This is a genomic window from Pandoraea soli (assembly GCF_902459595.1).
GTDB classification, from domain to species: Bacteria; Pseudomonadota; Gammaproteobacteria; order Burkholderiales; family Burkholderiaceae; genus Pandoraea; species Pandoraea cepalis.
In genome coordinates this window covers 18,078-35,874 of record NZ_CABPSG010000023.1, presented here as the reverse complement: position 1 = coordinate 35,874, position 17,797 = coordinate 18,078, and the positions used below count along the sequence as shown (strand labels likewise).

Sequence of the window (17,797 nt, the reverse complement as noted above, 5' to 3'; positions counted from 1 at the left end):
GGGGTTTTCGGTTTGCGAGGCATCGTCACTCCTTGGCGACATGTTATGCCTCAAACACGAAATTAATGACAGCCCCCATCGCAGGAGTGCTGTGCCCTGAGTTTCAGTAACTTCCGAATATTCTGAGCGCTCGGTCGGGACTCGACGAGCAACTCCCGTTCCCGACATCGGGTCGGGCATGCAATTTGATAACTATTATCAATGATGATAAAATTCCACCTATTCCAGCCAAGCCCCCTAACGGAGGAAATCATGATTAGCGCTGAACTTGGGCGACAGCTTGAGAGCTACATCGCCGAGCTTGTGGCGACGGGCCGTTACGGCTCGAAGAGTGAGGTTTTGCGCGAAGGCGTGCGACTCATTCAGGATCGTGAGACCCAGCTTGCTGCGCTCGATGCCGTCGTTGAGAAGGGCATGGCCGACGCGGAAGCAGGTCGGGGCCAACCTGCCGCCGACGTGTTCGACCGTCTCGAAAAGAAGTATCAGGCAATGGTGAACGACAAGGCATGATCGTTCACTTACTGCCCGAAGCCATCGTCGACCTCGAAACCATTGGTGACTACATCGCGCGGGACAATCCGCGCCGTGCCGTGACGTTCATTCAGGAACTGCGAGACAAGTGCTTGAGCCTTGCTGAGATGGCACTGGCGTTCCCCGTGGTACCGCGTTATGAGCGTTACGGTGTCCGCCATCGCGTGTATGGCAACTACCAGATCTTCTATCGTGTGATCGAGTCGGACAACCGAATCGACGTCGTCCATGTCCTCCACAGCGCTCGCAACTACGCCGCAATTCTGTTCCCGTGAGCCGATGCTGGTGCGGCACTGAGGGGGATCGCGCTGCCAATCACCCTCCCTACAGTCCCTAATTTCGGCTCGTAAGCTCCTCGGAAAGCCCCGAGCTTTTGTGCTGAGTTTTTTGCGCACACTATGAAGGGACATCTTTGGGGCGCACTGGCAAACACGGCTTCAATCATTGGCTCCTCTCTGCCAATTCCGGGAACCCTCAAGAAAGTACTCCAGCATCAGCCATTCGCGGTCTTGCCGCCGAAGCCCGCGCCATTCCCGTGCGCGACGACGATAGGCAGCGGATCCATCGCGGGCGCGACCACGACACAATTCCTGCCCTTGGCCTTTGCGGCATAAAGCGCCGCGTCGGCTCTCGCCATCACGGTGGCCAACGTGTCGCCCTCGCGAAACGCATCGACGCCCGCGCTAAGGGTCGACATCACCTCCCTGCCGGGCACGCACGAGCCCGAGGTGGCCACGATGTCGCGCAACCGATTGATGAGGTGCCCCGCATGCTCCCGGGTTTCGCCCGGCAGCAACAACGCAAACTCTTCGCCGCCAATGCGCCCGACGATGTCGGTGGCGCGCACTGCCCCGGCGATCAGCGACGCCACATGCGCAAGCGCAAGGTCTCCCGCCGCGTGCCCATAACGGTCATTGATGCTCTTGAAGTTATCGATGTCCAGAATCGCGATCGAAAACGTCGACTTCTTGTCGGCGCACTCCCTGGCGATGGCTTCCGCACGCGCGATGAACGCTCGCCGCGCGAGCAGGCCGGTCAGGTCGTCAAACGTCGCCAGGCGCTCCATGCGGTCGGCCAGCCGGTCGTGCGCCAACAGCACCATGCCCACCGACAGACACGGCAGTGTCAGTGTCGCCATGCCTAGGAACATGACGTTCAACGGCGTCGGTTGCAGAAACGTGGATTCATGCGCCAGACCCAGTCCATACGCAATGGAACGAACGGCATGCACAACGGCACCGAGAATCGCCGCAATGGCCACAAAGTAATACGCGTATTTAGGCCGTTCCCGCGGTCGGTATTTCAGCACCGCCCCGCCGATACTGAAGCGGACGTAAGCAATACACCCCGAGATCATCGTGCTGCGAGCGTCGACGTGGGGCGAAAGAAAGGTCCAGTAGGTCAGCATGACGAGGATGACGCCGAGCGCGACATACTCCCAGGCGTACGAGGCTCGGGCGTTGAGGAATTGCCGGAAGCCTTGCAAGCCGATAAGCGAGGCGATGAGCAGTCCGCTGCTCGATACCGCGACGACAATGTCCGAGGGTCCTGTCAGGAGCAGGGCCGCCACGATCGCCAGAAGTGCGCTCGCCAAGCACCACAGGCGCACCCCCGGGACTTTCGTTCCGAACAACGAACCCAGAACGGCTACGCTCATGACGCAAGACAGAACCGCAATGCTGATAAAAACTGCCGAAATGGGCATGGCCGCGTGACTGATTATGATGTTTTGCCTAGTGACGCAGTTGCCTGGCAATACGACCCCGTTCCCTCGGGCGACATCCCCATGTCGTGTCGTTTTACCGGCGTCTCGGCTTGTTCTGTCGTCAGCATAGCCGAATTCGATGAAGGCGCCATGATCTCGTTGGTCCGTGGCCGATGCGCCGCCCGGCGGAAGTGGCCCCCCTGGGGCGAATCTCGTGCACAGCGGGCGCCGGGCGCTCGACGATGTCTGCCGTAAGCGCAGCCCGCATTTTGCCTGCGGAATCCGCCGACGCGCCCCACACGACGCTCTCAACATCGCAACATTTGATCTATGTCTAATTCCACGCACGGCACACGCGCCCCGAGGGAGCACGCCCGTCCATAATGGGCTCGTCATGTTCGCATGACCCTGTCTTCCCGGGCGTGTCATGGTGCCCCATGCGTCCCGGCTTTGAAACCCACCTCGCTCAGGTGGGTTTTTTTTCGCCGGTTCACGGCATTGTTCTCTCGTTTGGAGCCAAGCCTCTATGTGGCCGATGAATGGTGAAGATGCTACGCTTTTTAGCAGGGCAGGGCGTTTTCAAGACAACCGGAGTCCGTCATGAGCTATGCATCGCACGAGCAGGTCTACGACTATCGCGCGGGTTACCAGATTCGCGTGAGGGCCTTTCAGAATGAGTACGCCGGACCCTGGGACTACCTGGTCCAGGTCATCCGGCACGGCAAGCCGGAGGGGCCGGAGGTGCGATCTCCCGACGGGCATCGCGACAATCGCCCCGACGCCGACATGGCTGGGCGCAAGGCGGGGGAACGCATCGTGGACGAGTTGCTCGGCGACGCATATGACTGACGTCGACCCGCGTGAGCGGGCGTCACCCCGCCGCAACCGTTCCCACACGCCGCCATCGCGCGTCTGGCGACACCGCCGCGAGGCCATCCTCCGCCAGTTTCTCCAGATGCGCCTGCAGCGAGCGTCGCGCCACGGCGTGACGTGCCGGGGGCACGTCGGCATAGACGATCGGAATCAGCATGTCGAGGGTTGCCGGGCCGACTTGCACAAGCGCCTCGAGCGTGCGTGATTCGCGCGCGAGCCGATGCGCCATCAGCCCCGCAATCCGCTGCGCCGGCCGATCCATCACGAAGCCGTGTCCCGGCGCGAGCCACGCGGGAGAAAGTGCCGCAAGCCTCTCGAGCGACGCCAGATAGGTCGCCATATGTCCGTCAGGCGGGTTGATGACGACCGTCGAGCCCTGCATGACATGGTCGCCAGTGAAGACCAGTGCCGCATCGTCCAGCCCGAAGCACAGATGATTGGCCGCGTGCCCCGGCGTATGAATGGCCCGCAAGATTCGGCCGTCCGGCAAGGGCACACCATCGCCGTCGGCGAGCGCCACGTCAGGAATGAACGCCGCGTCCTGCCCCTCGTCGTGACGCGCGCGCATGCCGTACGTCGTTGCGCCCGTCGTCGCCTTCAGCCGGCGCGCTCCCGGCGAATGATCGCGGTGGGTGTGCGTAACGAAGATCTGCCGGATGGCGCCGGGCGCCGCGGCCAGAATGGCGTCGATGTGCGCCGGGTCATCCGGGCCCGGATCGATGACGGCCCACGCATTGTCGGGCCCACCGCCCACAAGGTAAGTGTTCGTGCCGGGGCGGGTCATCATGCCGGGATTCGGGGCGGTGATACGCAATACACCGGGCATCAGCGTCACGCTGCGCCCAGGCACGATGTCATAGCTGCCGATGTCGAGTTCGTGCGGATCGGTCAGTGTCAGTTCGGCCCATGCCGGCTCGTCGGGCGTGACCGGCCAGCGGCCGCGTTTGCCGGTCGCCAGTCGCGGCTGAATGCGCGGCACCGCCGCCAGTGCCTTGGCACCCGCCAGGGCGGCTTCCGCCGTTCCGAAATCGTCCAGCCATTTCAGCAGTTTGCGCGTGGGAGGCAACAGCCGAAGTTGATCGGCGTGCTTGAGCGCGTATTGGGGGCGCATCCAGCGGTGCGCCGCCGTCTCGACCTGATCGACTTCCACCTGCTGCCCCGCAGGCAACATCGCCAGAAAGAACCGCGTATCGAAGCGCTTCGGCAGGCCCAAAGGCGTGACCCAGTGGCTCAGATAGTGCAGACGTTCCGGTGTGAGCCTGACGTCGAACGAGCGGCACAGCGACACGAGATCGATCCGCCCGTCATGCAGCGCATCGCGCTGCGCGCGCATGGCGACGAGGCGAGGCGCGTCGACCGGCATGCCCGAGAGATCGTCGGCAAACAGCACGCCGGTTTCCTCGAAACACTCGCGTATGGCGGCCACGTAGTAATCGAGGCCGCCGTGCGGGAGGGACAGGCGTTGGCTCGCAGTGGCGTCGTCGAGTCCGTCGCAGGCGGCGTGGCCGAATGCATCGGCAGCATCGACGACGCCGCCCGGGAAGACGTAGGCACCGGCGCTATGGTCGTTCGCCCGAACGGCACGTCGGAGCAACAAGACTTCCATGCCGCTTGCGCGCTCGCGCAGCGTGACGAGACTGGCGGCCATGCGCAAGCTGGACGGTCCGCGGGGGACTTCAGGACGATCGGACATGAGACGTGCGCGCACCCGCCGCGCGAAATCGGAAAGTCCCTAGTGTGCCATCGGTTGGGCGACGCCGTATTGCGGCGCTTGCGGCGCGGGCATGCGTGCAACGACGTCTTGTAACCATTGCAGGGTCGCGTCCGGTTGTGTCACGGGCAGCATGTGCCCGCCGTCGACGAGCGTCAGGCGAACGCGTTCGCTAAGCACCGGCATCGTTTGACCATGCACGCGGCAGTCGAGGATGCGGTCGCGGCGCCCGTAGAGTATGTCGACGGGCACGGTCAACGCGGCGTAACGCGCGGCGAGGCCCGGCATGTCGCGTTCGGCGGCGAGCACGTCGGCGCAGCCGGCTTCGAAGTTACCGGGACGAAAGCCGAGCACGCCGCCACCGCGAATGAGGAAGTCCTTTGGGGCGTCTTCCGGGCCGAAGACATAGGCGAGCGTCGTGCGGCCCGTCATCATGCCCACAGGCACGGCGAGCGTGCGCGCGATCCAGCGACGCCACCCGGCACTGCGAATCGCGAGCGACCGAAAAGGCGCCGGCACGTCGGACACCGGTTGCGTCAGCGGGGCGATCAACGCGAGCGCCCCCACTCGCTGCGGATGGTCGAGCGCCAGCGTGAGCGATATTGCGCCGCCCAGCGAATGCCCCACGACCAGCGGCCGGTCGAGCCCGAGCGCGTCGAACAGGCGCGCGACGGCGTTCGCCTGCGACGTGAGGCCGCCGTCGCGCTGTGCGTTGCGCGTCGAGTAGCCGGACCCCGGACGGTCGATCAGTACGATGCGATGTGTTCGGGCCAGCGTCTCCAGCGGCAGATAGGCAAAGTTGCGCAACTGGCCGCAAAGGCCGTGGATGAACACGATGGCCGGTCCTCGCCCGATGTCGACGTAATGCACGCGTTCGCCATCGATGTCGAGATATTGGCCGTCCGGTGGCACGGCCGCCTCGGCGCGACGCTCGACGCGGCGCGTGAAGCGCCTCAGTACGAACACCACGGCGGCAATCGCAATGAGCAGGCAACCCAGCAAGTAGACGATGAGCATGGTGTCGAGTGGATCCGGAGGCAATTTGAGTGAGGCCGCATCTTAGCAACGCGCGGCATGGGGGGGGCTATCGTGCGCCGCGCCGCATGTCTTGCGACGTCGTCGAGTGACGCGCGCTAGCGCGCTGCGGTTGCCACTGCACTCGACGAATCGGAAGCGCGCGTCGTCGTGTCCTGGGCGATCGAGCGCGTGGCGCGACGCTCGAAGCGCATGGCGCCGTCGTCGACGCCGCCCCAGCGCATCAGTCGCAGATCGCGCAGGTAGCTCTGATAGAACACCCACGGCTTGCGCCGCCCTTGCTTCGGCAGCACGCCCGCGGCGCGTTGAATATAACCCGACGTCAGGCCAATGGCCGGCAACTCGCCATGCTCGCCCTCGCGCAGGCGCGGCACGCAGGTGTCGACATCGTGCGCGTTCATATGGTTGATGAGGCGGCAGACGTATTGCGCAATCAACTCGGCCTTGAGCGTCCACGACGCGTTGGTGTAACCGAAGATCGACGCGAGATTGGGCACGTCGCTGTACATCATGCCCTTGTAGGCGACCGCGTCGCAGAGGTCCACCGGCGTGCCGTCGACCCGCAGACGCGCGCCACCCATCAGTTGCACGCGCAGGCCGGTGGCGGTCACGACGATGTCGGCGTCGACGGTCTTGCCGCTCTTGAGTGCCAGTCCGCGTGGCGTGAACGACGCGATCTCGTCGGTCACGATGGTCGCGCGTCCACCGCGCAACGCTTTGAAGATATCGCCGCCCGGCGCGAGACAAAGCCGTTGATCCCAAGGCTGATAGCGCGGCGTGAGATCGCGCGCGACGTCGGCATGGCCCTGCGCCTGCTGCGCCGCGCGCCGGATCAGCAGGCGGCGGACGGCATGCGGCCAGCGTCGCGCCGCCTGATAGAACCCGAGCGCAATCAGCACGTTCTTCATGCGGACGATGCGATGCGCAACGCTCGCCGGCAGCCACGCGCGCAGCCGTTCGGCGACGCCGTCGCGTTGCGGCATCGACAGGATATAGCTTGGCGAGCGTTGTAGCATCGTGACGTGTGCCGCCGTCGCCGCCAAGCTCGGTAGCAGTGTCACGGCAGTGGCGCCGCTGCCGATGACGACGACGCGCTTGTCGCGATAATCGAGATCGGCCGGCCAATGCTGCGGATGGACGACGGTGCCGGTGAAGGTGTCCGTGCCCGGCCACGTCGGCGTGTGTCCGGCGTCGTACGCGTAGTACCCGCTGCACATGAAGAGAAAGCGACACGTGAGCGATTGCGTATCCTGAGCGCCGTCGGCGTGCGTGCGTTCGATGTCCAGCGTCCAGCGGGCGATGCTCGACTCCCAGCGGGCTTCAAGCACCTTGTGGCCGTAGCGGATCCGCGTGTCCAGGCCCTCCTCGCGTGCGGTGTCGTTGAGGTAGTCGAGGATCTTGCCGCCTTCGGCAATCGCCTGGTCACTTGGCCAGGGGCGAAAGCTGAAGCCCAGCGTGAACATGTCGGAGTCCGAGCGTACTCCGGGATAGCGGAAGAGGTCCCACGTGCCACCCAGCGACTGGCGCGCTTCGAGCACGGCAAAGCGGGTGCCCGGGCAGCGCTCGCGCAGGTAATGCGCGGCGGCGATGCCGGAGAGCCCGGCGCCAACGACGATGACGTCGAGATCCGTGGCGGCGCTGGCGATATCGGTGGCTGTGGAGTTGGAGTTCATCGCAATGTCTTTCGGCCGTCGTCCGTTATTGGGGCGTGGTGGGGCGCGTTGCTGCGCGGCCTTCGTTCGACGCAGGTTTGCGCGACATGGCCGTGCGCCGGTAAAACCACACGACCATGCCTTGATAGCGCGCACCCAGCAGGCGGGCCAGCTTGTCGACGCGGCGCGCATCGGGGCCCACGAGCACGCGCCGCGCATTGCGCTCGACGCCTGCGAGCATTTGCCGCGCGGCGTCGTCGGCACTCGTCACGTCGATGAGCTTATTGGCGCGTTGCCGGTGTGTGAGTGCATCCACGCCGGTGAGCGCGGCAATGCTGTCATCGATACGCGAGGCCTGCACGATCTGGGTCGCCACGCCGCCCGGATGCACGCAGGTACAAGACACTGGGGCATTCGCCAGATCGAGTTCCATCCGCAGCGCTTCGGTGAAACCGCGCACGGCGAACTTGCTCGCGTTATAGGCGGATTGCGTTGGCATCGCGATGAGGCCGAACAGGCTGGACGTATTGACGACGTGGCCGTCGCCCGACGCGGTGAGGTAGGGCAGGAACGCCTGCGTGCCGTGCACGACGCCCCAGAAGTTGATGTCCATCAGCCACGTGAAATCTTCGTGGCGCGCGGTCGCGACCGGCACCGATAAGGAGACGCCTGCATTGTTGAAGATGAGATTGACCTTGCCGTGCGCGGCCGCGGTCTCGCGCGCCCAGTCGAAGACGGCCTCTCGGTCGGCCACGTCGAGCCGATGCGATGTGACGCGCACGCCGAAGGCGCGGCAGGCGATGGCGGTGTCCGTCACGCCCGCTTCGTCGATATCGGACAACGCGAGATGCGCCCCTCGCCGCGCTAACTCAAGCGCCAATGACCGGCCCATGCCGGAGCCTGCGCCGGTGATGGCCGCTACCTTGTCCATGAATGTCTTCATGATGCTGTCTCCCATCGGTGCCGCGTCGATAGGCCGTTTGGCTACGGGTATCGCGTTGCCTATAATGTGGTGATGCGTGTCACCACTTTAGTTTTGCGTCGGAGTGATGTCAAATAGCGAAATGGAACTAGGACTCGAATCGAGGGATACCGCGTCGACGGCATCGGCACCGGTCGACACGGACGCGACGCCCCCCCAGGCGGCGCTCGGGCGGCGCTATGGGGGCGTGGGGAAGGCGCAGAGAGAGCAGGCGCGACGTGCGGCGCTGATCGACGCCGCCACGGAAGTCTTCGGCACCGTGGGTTTTCGCCGCGCCACGGTGCGCTCGGTCTGTCGTCTGGCCAAGCTCAACGACCGGTACTTTTATGCGGCGTTCGAGAACCTGGAGCATTTGTTGCGCGCGACGTATGCCCATCACGCGCAAACCTTGGTCGGCCGGTTGCAGGCCGCCGTTGCCGCGAGCGCCCCGACCCTCGATGCCCGGCTCGACGCCGGCCTGCATACCTTTTTCGCGTTTTTGCGCCATCCGCCAGCGGCCCGCGTCTTGCTGCTCGAAGTGATGGGCGTGAGTCCTGAGACGGACCAGATCTATCAGCGCTACATCTTCGAATTCGCGAGGCTGATCCTGGGGATGGCCGACGCGCCGCCGCCCCTCGGTGACGACGCGCAAGCGCAGGCGAGAATCGTCGGGCTGGCGCTTGTGGGCGCAATGACCCACGCCGGCACTGCCTGGGTACTCATGGGATACCGGGAGACCGAGGCGTGCATGGTCGCAAGCTGCCGTCGCGTGCTGCGTGGCGCGCTGGCTTGATGCCGCGTTGCCGTTCATGCTCGCTACAATACGAATTTCGCGTATGACGCCAAAGGGCGTCGACGCGCCAGATTTCTCACTCTCCAAAGGTCACCCATGACCACTATCGGAACACCGCTGTCGCCGAGCGCGACGAAGGTCATGCTGTTGGGCGCTGGCGAACTCGGCCGTGAAGTGCTGATCGCATTGCAGCGTCTTGGCGTTGAGACGATTGCCGTCGATCGTTATGAAAATGCGCCGGGGCAGCAGGTGGCGCATCACGCGCGCACCATTGCGATGACCGATCCCGAGCAACTCAAGGCGCTGATCGAAGCCGAGAAGCCGGATCTCGTCGTGCCCGAAATCGAAGCCATCGCCACGCCAATGCTCGAAGCGCTGGAGGCCGACGGTGTCGTTCGCGTCATTCCCACGGCCCGTGCCGCGCGTCTGACGATGGATCGCGAAGGCATTCGCCGTCTGGCGGCCGAGACGCTCGGTTTGCCGACGAGCCCGTATCAATTCTGCGATTCGCTGGCACAACTGCAAGCGGCCATCGATAGCGGGATCGGCTACCCCTGCATTGTCAAGCCGGTGATGAGCAGTTCGGGCAAGGGACAGAGCAAGATCGACGGCCCCGACGACGTGAAGGCGGCGTGGGACTACGCCATGGCCGGTGGCCGCGTGAGTCACGGCCGCATCATCGTCGAAGGCTTCATCGATTTCGACTACGAAATAACGCTGTTGACCGTGCGCGCACGTGGCGCCGACGGCCAGGTCGAAACGCACTTCTGCGCGCCGATCGGCCACAAGCAGGTGAGCGGCGATTATGTCGAGAGCTGGCAGCCGCATCCGATGTCGCCGGTGGCGCTCGAGCGTGCGCGCGTGGTGGCGCGCGAGGTGACGAACAACCTCGGAGGGCAGGGCATCTTCGGTGTCGAACTGTTCGTCAAAGGGGATGAGGTGTGGTTCAGCGAAGTCAGTCCGCGTCCGCACGACACGGGCATGGTCACGATGATTACCCAATGGCAAAACGAGTTCGAACTGCATGCGCGGGCGATTCTCGGCTTGCCGGTCGACACCACGCTGAAGACGCCAGGGGCGAGCGCGGTCATCTATGGTGGCGTGGATGCGGCGGGCATTGTGTTCGACGGCGTCGACCAGGCGCTCCAGGTGCCGCAAACCGATATTCGTCTGTTCGGCAAGCCGGAGAGCTTCGTGAAGCGTCGTATGGGAGTGGCGCTGGCGTACGACAACGATCTGGACGTCGCGCGTCGTAACGCGGTCGAAGCCGCGAGTCGGGTGAAGCCACGCGCGGCGTGATTACGCGGCGCTGACGCGCCGCTCAAGCCCAACGAAAAAACCCCGCGAGAGCGGGGTTTTCAGTTCGGGCGGGCGTTTCAGCCCAGCCCGAGACGCGTCGATCGCGTTAAGCGATCAGCAGCGAAACATCCGTCGCTTAGACCGGCTGGATGTTGCTGGCTTGACGGCCCTTCGGTCCCATCTTCACTTCGAAGGTGACCTTCTGGTTTTCTTGCAACGACTTGAAGCCCTTCGACTGGATTTCCGAGAAGTGAGCGAAGAGATCTTCACCACCTTCGTCCGGCGTAATAAAACCAAAACCCTTGGCGTCGTTGAACCACTTGACGGTACCAGTTGCCATTTCTTAAATCCTTAAAGTTTTCAAATGAGCGAGCCAGAAGCTCAGTGAGCGCATGACATTAAAGCTGATCAGGTACAACCGAGGCGACGCTAGGGCGACATTAGATGAACACAAGACTCGCCATACAACGTTCATGCATTCGTTTTTTTACGGGAAAGGTGGGAAGGTGTCAAGCAGGGAAACATTGGGATTGTTGATCTACGCCAGTTTTCGATGATTTTTCGCTGCGTTGCGACATGTATGCATGCGTTCCGGACGACCGGTTTCCCAATATCGGAATGTCATATCCGGACAGTGTGTCCGGCGAATCGGCCCCGTCGGCAGCCACGCGTCGACGAAGCAAAGACACGCACACGAGCCGCATGCGGGCGAATGTCATGTGGCGTGGGCGCAACGCGAGCGATGGCGGGCGCGATGCGGGCTAGCGACACAGGACTGTCAACGATTTTGTTGATGCACCGTGAAAGCGATGGGTTGCCATCGGCTGCGGCTTGGCGTGATGGCCGGCCGATCGCCCGGAAGACGTCCTGAGCCGCGGCGAGCGTTTTGATGCGCTGCCACATGACGTTGGGGTGAACTAAGTATTTTCCCTAGGGGGTCGGAGGGCTGCGTGACGGCTCGATTTCACGTCTGGCAAGACTCGATTCTGCTACCCTTCACTCCGGTGGGGGAAGTGCCGTTAACGGGCGAATGACAGTCGGGTAACCGGCGTCGTCATGGCCTCACCATCGGGTTCGGCGAATGCGTTCGACGTATGCGTCTCGGCCCGGAACTTGTTTCTCGGCGCGCAGTGCGAGCGCGATGCCGGGGCGCTACGGCACGATGCCGGGCGATCACGCTAGGCGGCCGCGAAGTGCCGCGTGTCTTTCGAGACCTTACGTGGCAACCAACCAGGCACCGACGCTCGACTCCTTGCAATCGCTGCTGGCGACGGTCCAGCGCAATGAGCGCTCGCTAAAGCGATTCCAGGATATCGAGTTGGCGCTAATGGGCGCCCCGGACTTCGGCGAGTTCCTGGAAGTGGTGCTCAATCGCCTGCGTCACGATTTCGACCTGTCGGGCGTACGGTTGATGCTCGCCGAGGTCGACGACACCTTGCGCGATCTTATCGATACGGCCGAGGGCATTCGCGCACTCGACGCCGGTCTGTGCATTGCGCAGGATGCCGGCACGTTCGCGGCCGTCTGCGGTGACGGCCAGCTTTGGATCGGTGCGCCGCGCGAGCGACACGCGCCGCTCTTCGGGGCACGCCCGCCGGCCAGCGCCGTGGTGATGCCCCTGGCACGCAACGGCCGGTATTTCGGCGTGATCGCGCTGGGTAGTCGCGACGCGCGCCGCTTCGCGCCGGAGATGGCCACCGATTTCATCGAACGCTTCGGCGCGGTCGTCGCGGTGTGTCTCGAGAACATGTGGAATCGCGAGCGTCTGAAGCGTATCGGCCTGACCGATCCGCTCACGGGCTTGTCGAACCGACGCTACTTCGATCAGCGCTTGCGGGAAGAAGTGATCCGGGGGGCGCGTTATGGCGCGCCGCTCGCGTGCCTGCTCATCGACATCGACCATTTCAAGCGCGTCAACGACAGTCATGGTCATGCCACGGGCGACCGGGCTTTGCGGGCGGCCAGCGCATGCATGCGTGCGCAACTTCGGGTGACGGACACGCTCGCGCGTTATGGCGGGGAAGAGTTTGCCGCGTTGCTCGTGCAGACCGAGCAGAACTGGGCGGGCACGGTCGCCGAGCGAGTGCGTCGGGCCGTGGCAAGGCTTGACGTGCCCGACGACGATGGCGCGCGCGTACCGCTCACGATTTCCATCGGGCTTGCCAGCGTGGATCCGCGCGATGTGTCCGACCGGGACACGCTGCCGATGCGTTTGCTTGGCGCGGCCGATGCGGCGCTCTACGCCGCCAAGCGCGCGGGACGCGACCGCGTGGTCGTGGCGCCCGCGGCGAGCCTGGGCTGAGAGCGTGAGCCCCGGCGCTTGCCATCTCAGCGCGTCGCTTGCTTTGCGCCTAGTGCACGCTCGATGCACGTTTAACGCACGCTGAACCACCCGATCAGCAGCGACACCGTCACCACGGAGAGTACCGTCGACATCAGAATGGCGCGCGACGCGACGGTCGCTTCGCGTCCATACAATTGCGCGAGCATGAACGGGCCGGTGCCGATGGGCAGGGCCGAGAGCAGCAGGGCACTGTGTGCCCAGATCGTCGGAAGATCGAAGACGCGGAACGCCAGGAACGCGGTGATTGCCGGTTGAAACACCAGCTTGAGTCCGACGAGACGCCCGACCGTGCGTGCCATGCGCGGCTCTCGCGCCGCGCTCGATCGCTGCGCGAGAAACATGCCGATCGCCACCAATGCGCATGGGCTCGCGGCGCCGCCGAGCAGTGTCGTGAGGTGCAGCACGGGGGCGGGTAACGCAATGCCGACGGCCGCGAACGCCATGCCGGCGAACGGTGAGACGACAAGCGGATTTCGCACCAGCGCCCGGGCAACGAAGCCTGCCGTGCGACGCCAGTTCGGCGTGGCTTGCAGATCCGTCTCGATGATCGCGATGGAAATCGCGAAGAGCACGGTGGCGGTGAGCAGCATCGCGACGACAACCGCCGGCACGCTGGCCGGACCGAAGACCACGAGGCACAGCGGTAGCCCCATGAACCCGGCGTTCGGATAGGCGGCGCCCATGCCTTCGATGCTCGCGTCGGTCAGCCGTCCGCGCACCGTGCGATCGAGCAGGAACGACAGCGCGAAGGTCGCCGCCATGCCACCGCCGAATGCGCCCAGAAAGCCTGGATTGACCAGCTCCGCCCACGTAATCTGCGCCATCGACTGGAATAGCACGGCGGGCAGCGCGAGATAGACGACGAAGCGGTTGAGGGCGTCGAGGGCGCTCTCGCCGAGCCAGGCCCGGCGTGCGCAGAGATAGCCGACGAAGATCAGTCCGAAGACGGGCAGGGCAGCAGAGAAAACGGCTTGCATCGTCAGTGCGACTCCGCCAGCCGGGCGAGCCATTCGCGGCGGGCCTTGCCTCCGTCGGCTTCGGTATGGTCGCGGGCGGCGGCTTCGGCACCGTCGGCGTCGCCGGCTGTGATGCGGGCGACGATTTCGCCGTGCTCATGCCAGACGACTTCCTGCATCGACATTGCGCCAAGCGTTGCCGCCATTGCCCGCATGATGTGCGGCCATTGCGGCGCCACTGTCTGCGCGATCAATGGGTTGCCCGACGCGTCGTGCAGCGCCGTGTGGAAGGCGACCTCCACGCGGACTTGACGCGCCACCGGCGTGCCTCGTGTCATCGCCATGCCGGCGGCGACGGCGTCGTGCAGGCGGCGCAATTCGGCGTCGGTCAGCGTGCCCTGCGCCATGCGCGTGGCCGCCAGCCGGGCGGCGAGGCCGTCCAGCGCGGTGCGCACCTGATAGAGCTGGCGCAGATGGTCGGCGTCAATGGCGGCGACTTCCAGGCCTTGGCGCCCGCTGTCGCAAACCAACCCGTCGCGTTTGAGCAACTGCAACGCGTGGCTGACGGGCTGGCGCGACACGCCCAGCGAATCGGCCAGCTCGGCCTGCCGGATACGCTCGCCCGGCGGCAGCGTGAGATCGGCGATGGCGTCACGCAGCCGGGAATAGACCAAGTCGATCAGCACCGGCGTGCTGGTGAGTGGCCCAAGGGGCGCAAGCGCCGCGTGGGTCGTGGTAGACGGATCGGGCGCCGCAAAGTCGGCGTGGCTAGCGGGGTTCGACATGGGGTTCCGATGCTCGTCGGTATGTCTGATATCTGGAATTCCGAATTCTACGCTTGCGGACGAACGCCCGGGCGCATTTTTTCTATCGACGGCCGTCGTTGCGGAAAGGGTGGAAAGGGTGGGGGTGCGAGGGCGGCACGTCAGTCGCTCGGATCGAGTTCGGGCGGCGAGACGGAGGCGGCACGGACGGGCGTCTGGAGCAATGTCAGCATGGTCGTGCGCGTACGCTGCAGACGTCGGGCGAGTGCCCAGGCGTCGACTTCCCGCTCGAACAAACCGACGATGAGGTGCGGTTCCGCGGCGAAGCCGTCGGAGAACAGGCCGATATTCTTGGCGATCATCTCACTCGTGCGTTCGACCGAGACGGTGTACTGGCGCGGCGAGCGGTACTGATTGATGACCACGGCAAAGGCGCGGGAGAGCGCGTCGGACATGCGGAAACCTCCTCTGTCGGCGTAGCGCGGTGTCCCGGGTGTCGAGCGCGAGAGACTTGGCGCGAAGCGTTGCACTTCCGGTGATTGTAGGCGATGGCGGTGCGCGTGTCGGGAGAAAACGATGCCGGTACAAACGCGGCGATGCGGGCATTGGCGTCGGCACAAAAAAAGAGCCGCCGAGCGGGTCGGCGGCGCAACAGAGAGGGTGACAGCGCAACCGAAGTTGCCGGAAACCAGCATAGGTGGCCGCGATGACAGCGGCATGACCGCCGTTGCGACAGGGGGGGGCGGGGTCGGTAGGGGCGGTAGGATCGGTAGGGTCGACAAGACCGATAGCGCGAACGCTATCCAAACCGGACGGCGACTTGCCCGCCCGGGGGGGGGGCACCCGGGCGCTACACCAATACGGGCAGCGCCTCCATGACCAGCAACGCGACGAGGGCGCCGACCACGGCACCGGCAGCGCGCAGACTGTAGCGCGTGGCGCGTGTGGTGACGGGAATGCCGCCAACGAGCAACGCACCGGCCACGGCCATCGGCAGGAACAGAGTCAGGTCGTAAAGGTTGAAGTGAAGTACGGGCATCGTTCTTGTCTCCTCACCTGAAATTCCCTTCCACTATAGGACGGTTGTGGAGGATGCCCAAGTTTGGTGCGTTGCAGCATGTTGCTGCACGGGAAACGATGCCCTTGCCGCGTCAGTCTTCCTGACGCACCGCGTGCATCTTGCGGCGAGCGTTCCACATCGCCATGTCCTTGCGCGTACGTACGCGGTCACTGACGATGACGCCCGGCGGTTGCGCGCGGGCGGCGGAGATACCTACGTCATCGGCTTCGCTGCGCGCCTGTACCATCATGACGAGTGTAAACAGCGAGGCGGCAAGCGCCAGCAGGATCAGCTTCATAAGGCCCCGGTGAATCTCTGATGATCTGGTCGGTGTTATGCACCGGCATCCTTGTCCTGACCGGTCCTTGAAGTGGGACCGTGCCGGCGGTGGTGGCGCGATGCTTCTTGTGCACTGATGATGGACTACATTGCTGCGACTGCCTTTCGGGACGGGGCTCGGTGTGCTGGCGCGGCCTGATCGCCATTCGCGTGTCACATGGCGCGAAGCATCATAGCCGGTCAATGTGACAAATCTCCCGGCGGCGAAAATCTCGCGTCGAGCGCGGTGCAACAGATCACCGCACGTCACCCATGTCCTTTACCGTATAGCGACGTGCGCGGCGAAAAGTTTAGAAATCGTGACAAATTTTCTGAAATGCGGGGAAGTGCGGTGCGGACGCGATGGCATGCCGTGGGGGGGGGGCGGTGTCAGCGTGGCTGGCGCAGAGCGTTACGCATGGGCGTTCCGGGGATTGCCCTGGTCCGGCGATGGGCGCGAACGTGGGGCGGTTGCGGTCGATACCCGTACCTTCCTGTGACGGGGTTGGGCACTTCGGCTGGACGAGCAGCGGTCTTACCGGACATGCCGACTGGAGATTGAGCAAGAGCGGGTAGGCACAGTGATTCGACCATCAGCGACCATGCGCAAGTCGCACAATCCAAGTATCCAGACCATGCAAGATCATGTTGATGCCATTCGCACTTACACGAAGCGCTTCAATGCCGTACTCACGTACATCGAAATGAACCTGGAGGGCGACCTCTCGGTGCAAGCGCTAAGTTGCATTGCGAACTTCTCGAAGTTCCATTTTCATTGGCAATTTGCTGCCTTTGTGGGGGTGCCAGTTGCCCGCTACGTTCAACTGATGCGACTGCGGTGGGCTGCGCACCGCCTGGCTTCGCGCGAGTCTTGCTCGGTGCTCGACGCTGCGTTCGACGCCGGCTTTGACAGCCCCGAGGCCTTCAGTCGGGCATTCAAGCGCGCGTTCGGCACAGCGCCGAGCGCCTTTCGACAGCATCCGAACTGGCAGATCTGGAGTGCGACTTTTGTCGTTCCCTATCTTTCGAGGAAACTCATCATGCAAGTACAAATTGTCGATTTTTCCGAAACTCGCGTCGCCGCGCTTCAACACTGCGGACCTACTGGGCTTGTCAACGAAAGCGTGCGTAAGTTCGTCGACTGGCGAAAGCAAAGTGGGCAATCTCCAGTCGCATCGAGCAGAACGTTTGGTATTCCGCGGCATAACCCGGACACGACGCCGGCGGATGAGTTTCGCTTCGACATCTGCGGAGAAATCACCGAGCCAGTGGCGTCGAACCTGTATGGGATCCGCGAACTTGTCATTCCGGGCGGTCGATGTGCAGTGATTCGGCATACCGGATCGACCGACCATGTCGGCGAGACAATCTACCCGATCTATCGCGACTGGCTTCCTACAAGTGGTGAGGAACTTCGGGATCATCCCTTGTTCTTTCACTACCTGAGCGTTTTTCCGGAAACGCCACGTGACCAATGGCAAACCAATATCTACATTCCCCTGGTGTGACGGGATAGATCTGCCGCAGCGACCTTGCACTGCGCCAGAATAGGTCGTTTGGCGGCGTCATCCGGCTTCGCAAACCCGACGGATCTTCCGTCCATCGGTGCAGTTCGCTCAAGTTCGCTAACAGAATATTTCGAACCCGTCTATTTCCCGGACATTTAGTAGGCCATTGAATCGCTTTCATCCGGCGCGCAATGTCGGCGTCAATTTACATAGATAAGCGGTGTTTTTCTGACATCAAATTTCTCAAATGCCGGCGCCTGGGGGCGTAACGTCATTCAATTTTGCTC

General features: G+C 63.8%; 18 protein-coding genes. 7 read left to right on the top strand and 11 right to left on the bottom strand.

Features of this window, described 5'->3' with window-relative positions; genetic code table 11:
* Positions 1 to 252: 252 nt before the first annotated feature.
* Both PSO31014_RS21460 and PSO31014_RS21455 read left to right on the top strand, forming a co-directional pair.
* Positions 253 to 510 (top strand): type II toxin-antitoxin system ParD family antitoxin, encoded by a 258-nt coding sequence (locus PSO31014_RS21460; protein WP_150553468.1) that lies wholly within the window; start codon positions 253 to 255, stop codon positions 508 to 510.
* A complete protein-coding gene (locus PSO31014_RS21455) occupies positions 507 to 806 on the top strand; it encodes a type II toxin-antitoxin system RelE/ParE family toxin (RefSeq protein ID WP_150553467.1) in 300 nt (99 codons plus the stop codon). The genes PSO31014_RS21460 and PSO31014_RS21455 overlap by 4 nt, the downstream gene beginning before the upstream one ends.
* 218 nt (positions 807 to 1,024) lie before the next feature.
* Here PSO31014_RS21455 and PSO31014_RS21450 read toward each other — a convergent pair whose 3' ends face one another.
* Positions 1,025 to 2,188 carry a GGDEF domain-containing protein gene (locus PSO31014_RS21450; RefSeq protein WP_246176959.1) on the bottom strand — a complete coding sequence of 388 codons (1,164 nt, stop codon included), beginning with the start codon at positions 2,186 to 2,188 and terminating at the stop codon, positions 1,025 to 1,027.
* Positions 2,189 to 2,836: 648 nt separating this feature from the next.
* Here PSO31014_RS21450 and PSO31014_RS21445 point away from each other — a divergent pair.
* Positions 2,837 to 3,085 carry a hypothetical protein gene (locus tag PSO31014_RS21445; RefSeq protein ID WP_150553465.1) on the top strand — a complete coding sequence of 83 codons (249 nt, stop codon included), beginning with the start codon at positions 2,837 to 2,839 and terminating at the stop codon, positions 3,083 to 3,085.
* A 22-nt stretch (positions 3,086 to 3,107) separates the two neighbouring features.
* Here PSO31014_RS21445 and PSO31014_RS21440 read toward each other — a convergent pair whose 3' ends face one another.
* The 4 genes from PSO31014_RS21440 to PSO31014_RS21425 all read right to left on the bottom strand — a co-directional run bounded on the left by PSO31014_RS21440 (position 3,108) and on the right by PSO31014_RS21425 (position 8,450).
* Positions 3,108 to 4,802, bottom strand: a complete 1,695-nt coding sequence (locus tag PSO31014_RS21440) for an MBL fold metallo-hydrolase (RefSeq protein ID WP_150553464.1) — start codon at positions 4,800 to 4,802, stop codon at positions 3,108 to 3,110.
* Between the two features lie 39 nt (positions 4,803 to 4,841).
* Positions 4,842 to 5,837: an alpha/beta fold hydrolase gene (locus PSO31014_RS21435; RefSeq protein ID WP_150553463.1), complete on the bottom strand. Its 996-nt coding sequence runs from the start codon at positions 5,835 to 5,837 to the stop codon at positions 4,842 to 4,844.
* Between the two features lie 116 nt (positions 5,838 to 5,953).
* The gene (locus tag PSO31014_RS21430; RefSeq protein WP_150553462.1) at positions 5,954 to 7,528 is read right to left on the bottom strand and encodes a flavin-containing monooxygenase; all 1,575 of its coding nucleotides are present in this window, start codon (positions 7,526 to 7,528) and stop codon (positions 5,954 to 5,956) included.
* 25 nt (positions 7,529 to 7,553) lie between these two features.
* Positions 7,554 to 8,450, bottom strand: coding sequence for an SDR family NAD(P)-dependent oxidoreductase (locus PSO31014_RS21425; RefSeq protein WP_150553461.1), 897 nt, complete (start codon positions 8,448 to 8,450; stop codon positions 7,554 to 7,556).
* 106 nt (positions 8,451 to 8,556) lie between these two features.
* On the opposite strand from PSO31014_RS21425, the gene PSO31014_RS21420 reads away from it, so the two are divergent.
* The gene (locus tag PSO31014_RS21420; protein ID WP_246176958.1) at positions 8,557 to 9,261 is read left to right on the top strand and encodes a TetR/AcrR family transcriptional regulator; all 705 of its coding nucleotides are present in this window, start codon (positions 8,557 to 8,559) and stop codon (positions 9,259 to 9,261) included.
* A 96-nt stretch (positions 9,262 to 9,357) separates the two neighbouring features.
* Positions 9,358 to 10,560: a formate-dependent phosphoribosylglycinamide formyltransferase gene (gene purT, locus PSO31014_RS21415; protein WP_150553460.1), complete on the top strand. Its 1,203-nt coding sequence runs from the start codon at positions 9,358 to 9,360 to the stop codon at positions 10,558 to 10,560.
* Positions 10,561 to 10,696: 136 nt separating this feature from the next.
* Here the strand turns inward: purT and PSO31014_RS21410 are convergent, their stop codons facing one another.
* Positions 10,697 to 10,900, bottom strand: a complete 204-nt coding sequence (locus PSO31014_RS21410; RefSeq protein WP_017232339.1) for a cold-shock protein — start codon at positions 10,898 to 10,900, stop codon at positions 10,697 to 10,699.
* An 879-nt stretch (positions 10,901 to 11,779) separates the two neighbouring features.
* On the opposite strand from PSO31014_RS21410, the gene PSO31014_RS21405 reads away from it, so the two are divergent.
* On the top strand, positions 11,780 to 12,862 hold the full coding sequence (locus PSO31014_RS21405) for a DUF484 family protein (protein WP_246176956.1): 1,083 nt from the start codon (positions 11,780 to 11,782) through the stop codon (positions 12,860 to 12,862).
* 71 nt (positions 12,863 to 12,933) lie between these two features.
* On the opposite strand, the gene PSO31014_RS21400 is transcribed toward PSO31014_RS21405, so the two are convergent.
* The 5 genes from PSO31014_RS21400 to PSO31014_RS21380 form a co-directional block, all read right to left on the bottom strand.
* The gene (locus PSO31014_RS21400; protein ID WP_150553459.1) at positions 12,934 to 13,881 is read right to left on the bottom strand and encodes an AEC family transporter; all 948 of its coding nucleotides are present in this window, start codon (positions 13,879 to 13,881) and stop codon (positions 12,934 to 12,936) included.
* A 2-nt stretch (positions 13,882 to 13,883) separates the two neighbouring features.
* Entirely contained in the window at positions 13,884 to 14,645 is a 762-nt protein-coding gene (locus tag PSO31014_RS21395; RefSeq protein WP_150553458.1) for a GntR family transcriptional regulator, read from the bottom strand.
* Between the two features lie 140 nt (positions 14,646 to 14,785).
* The gene (locus PSO31014_RS21390; protein WP_150553457.1) at positions 14,786 to 15,079 is read right to left on the bottom strand and encodes a hypothetical protein; all 294 of its coding nucleotides are present in this window, start codon (positions 15,077 to 15,079) and stop codon (positions 14,786 to 14,788) included.
* Between the two features lie 395 nt (positions 15,080 to 15,474).
* On the bottom strand, positions 15,475 to 15,663 hold the full coding sequence (locus PSO31014_RS21385; protein ID WP_150553456.1) for a hypothetical protein: 189 nt from the start codon (positions 15,661 to 15,663) through the stop codon (positions 15,475 to 15,477).
* A 112-nt stretch (positions 15,664 to 15,775) separates the two neighbouring features.
* Entirely contained in the window at positions 15,776 to 15,982 is a 207-nt protein-coding gene (locus tag PSO31014_RS21380) for a hypothetical protein (RefSeq protein WP_017232346.1), read from the bottom strand.
* A gap of 655 nt (positions 15,983 to 16,637) precedes the next feature.
* On the opposite strand from PSO31014_RS21380, the gene PSO31014_RS21375 reads away from it, so the two are divergent.
* Positions 16,638 to 17,510 carry an AraC family transcriptional regulator gene (locus PSO31014_RS21375; protein WP_150553470.1) on the top strand — a complete coding sequence of 291 codons (873 nt, stop codon included), beginning with the start codon at positions 16,638 to 16,640 and terminating at the stop codon, positions 17,508 to 17,510.
* The last annotated feature ends 287 nt before the right edge of the window (positions 17,511 to 17,797 follow it).

Excerpts from the sequence above, each read along its gene's own strand:
- PSO31014_RS21400 (WP_150553459.1), bottom strand. The coding sequence starts at position 13,881 with ATGCAAGCCGTTTTCTCTGCTGCCCTGCCCGTCTTCGGACTGATCTTC.
- PSO31014_RS21375 (WP_150553470.1), top strand. The coding sequence starts at position 16,638 with ATGCAAGATCATGTTGATGCCATTCGCACTTACACGAAGCGCTTCAAT.
- PSO31014_RS21455 (WP_150553467.1), top strand. The coding sequence starts at position 507 with ATGATCGTTCACTTACTGCCCGAAGCCATCGTCGACCTCGAAACCATT.
- PSO31014_RS21445 (WP_150553465.1), top strand. The coding sequence starts at position 2,837 with ATGAGCTATGCATCGCACGAGCAGGTCTACGACTATCGCGCGGGTTAC.
- PSO31014_RS21430 (WP_150553462.1), bottom strand. The coding sequence starts at position 7,528 with ATGAACTCCAACTCCACAGCCACCGATATCGCCAGCGCCGCCACGGAT.
- purT (WP_150553460.1), top strand. The coding sequence starts at position 9,358 with ATGACCACTATCGGAACACCGCTGTCGCCGAGCGCGACGAAGGTCATG.
- PSO31014_RS21440 (WP_150553464.1), bottom strand. The coding sequence starts at position 4,802 with ATGTCCGATCGTCCTGAAGTCCCCCGCGGACCGTCCAGCTTGCGCATG.
- PSO31014_RS21425 (WP_150553461.1), bottom strand. The coding sequence starts at position 8,450 with ATGAAGACATTCATGGACAAGGTAGCGGCCATCACCGGCGCAGGCTCC.
- PSO31014_RS21460 (WP_150553468.1), top strand. The coding sequence starts at position 253 with ATGATTAGCGCTGAACTTGGGCGACAGCTTGAGAGCTACATCGCCGAG.
- PSO31014_RS21435 (WP_150553463.1), bottom strand. The coding sequence starts at position 5,837 with ATGCTCATCGTCTACTTGCTGGGTTGCCTGCTCATTGCGATTGCCGCC.
- PSO31014_RS21450 (WP_246176959.1), bottom strand. The coding sequence starts at position 2,188 with ATGAGCGTAGCCGTTCTGGGTTCGTTGTTCGGAACGAAAGTCCCGGGG.
- PSO31014_RS21410 (WP_017232339.1), bottom strand. The coding sequence starts at position 10,900 with ATGGCAACTGGTACCGTCAAGTGGTTCAACGACGCCAAGGGTTTTGGT.
- PSO31014_RS21420 (WP_246176958.1), top strand. The coding sequence starts at position 8,557 with ATGTCAAATAGCGAAATGGAACTAGGACTCGAATCGAGGGATACCGCG.
- PSO31014_RS21390 (WP_150553457.1), bottom strand. The coding sequence starts at position 15,079 with ATGTCCGACGCGCTCTCCCGCGCCTTTGCCGTGGTCATCAATCAGTAC.
- PSO31014_RS21385 (WP_150553456.1), bottom strand. The coding sequence starts at position 15,663 with ATGCCCGTACTTCACTTCAACCTTTACGACCTGACTCTGTTCCTGCCG.
- PSO31014_RS21395 (WP_150553458.1), bottom strand. The coding sequence starts at position 14,645 with ATGTCGAACCCCGCTAGCCACGCCGACTTTGCGGCGCCCGATCCGTCT.
- PSO31014_RS21380 (WP_017232346.1), bottom strand. The coding sequence starts at position 15,982 with ATGAAGCTGATCCTGCTGGCGCTTGCCGCCTCGCTGTTTACACTCGTC.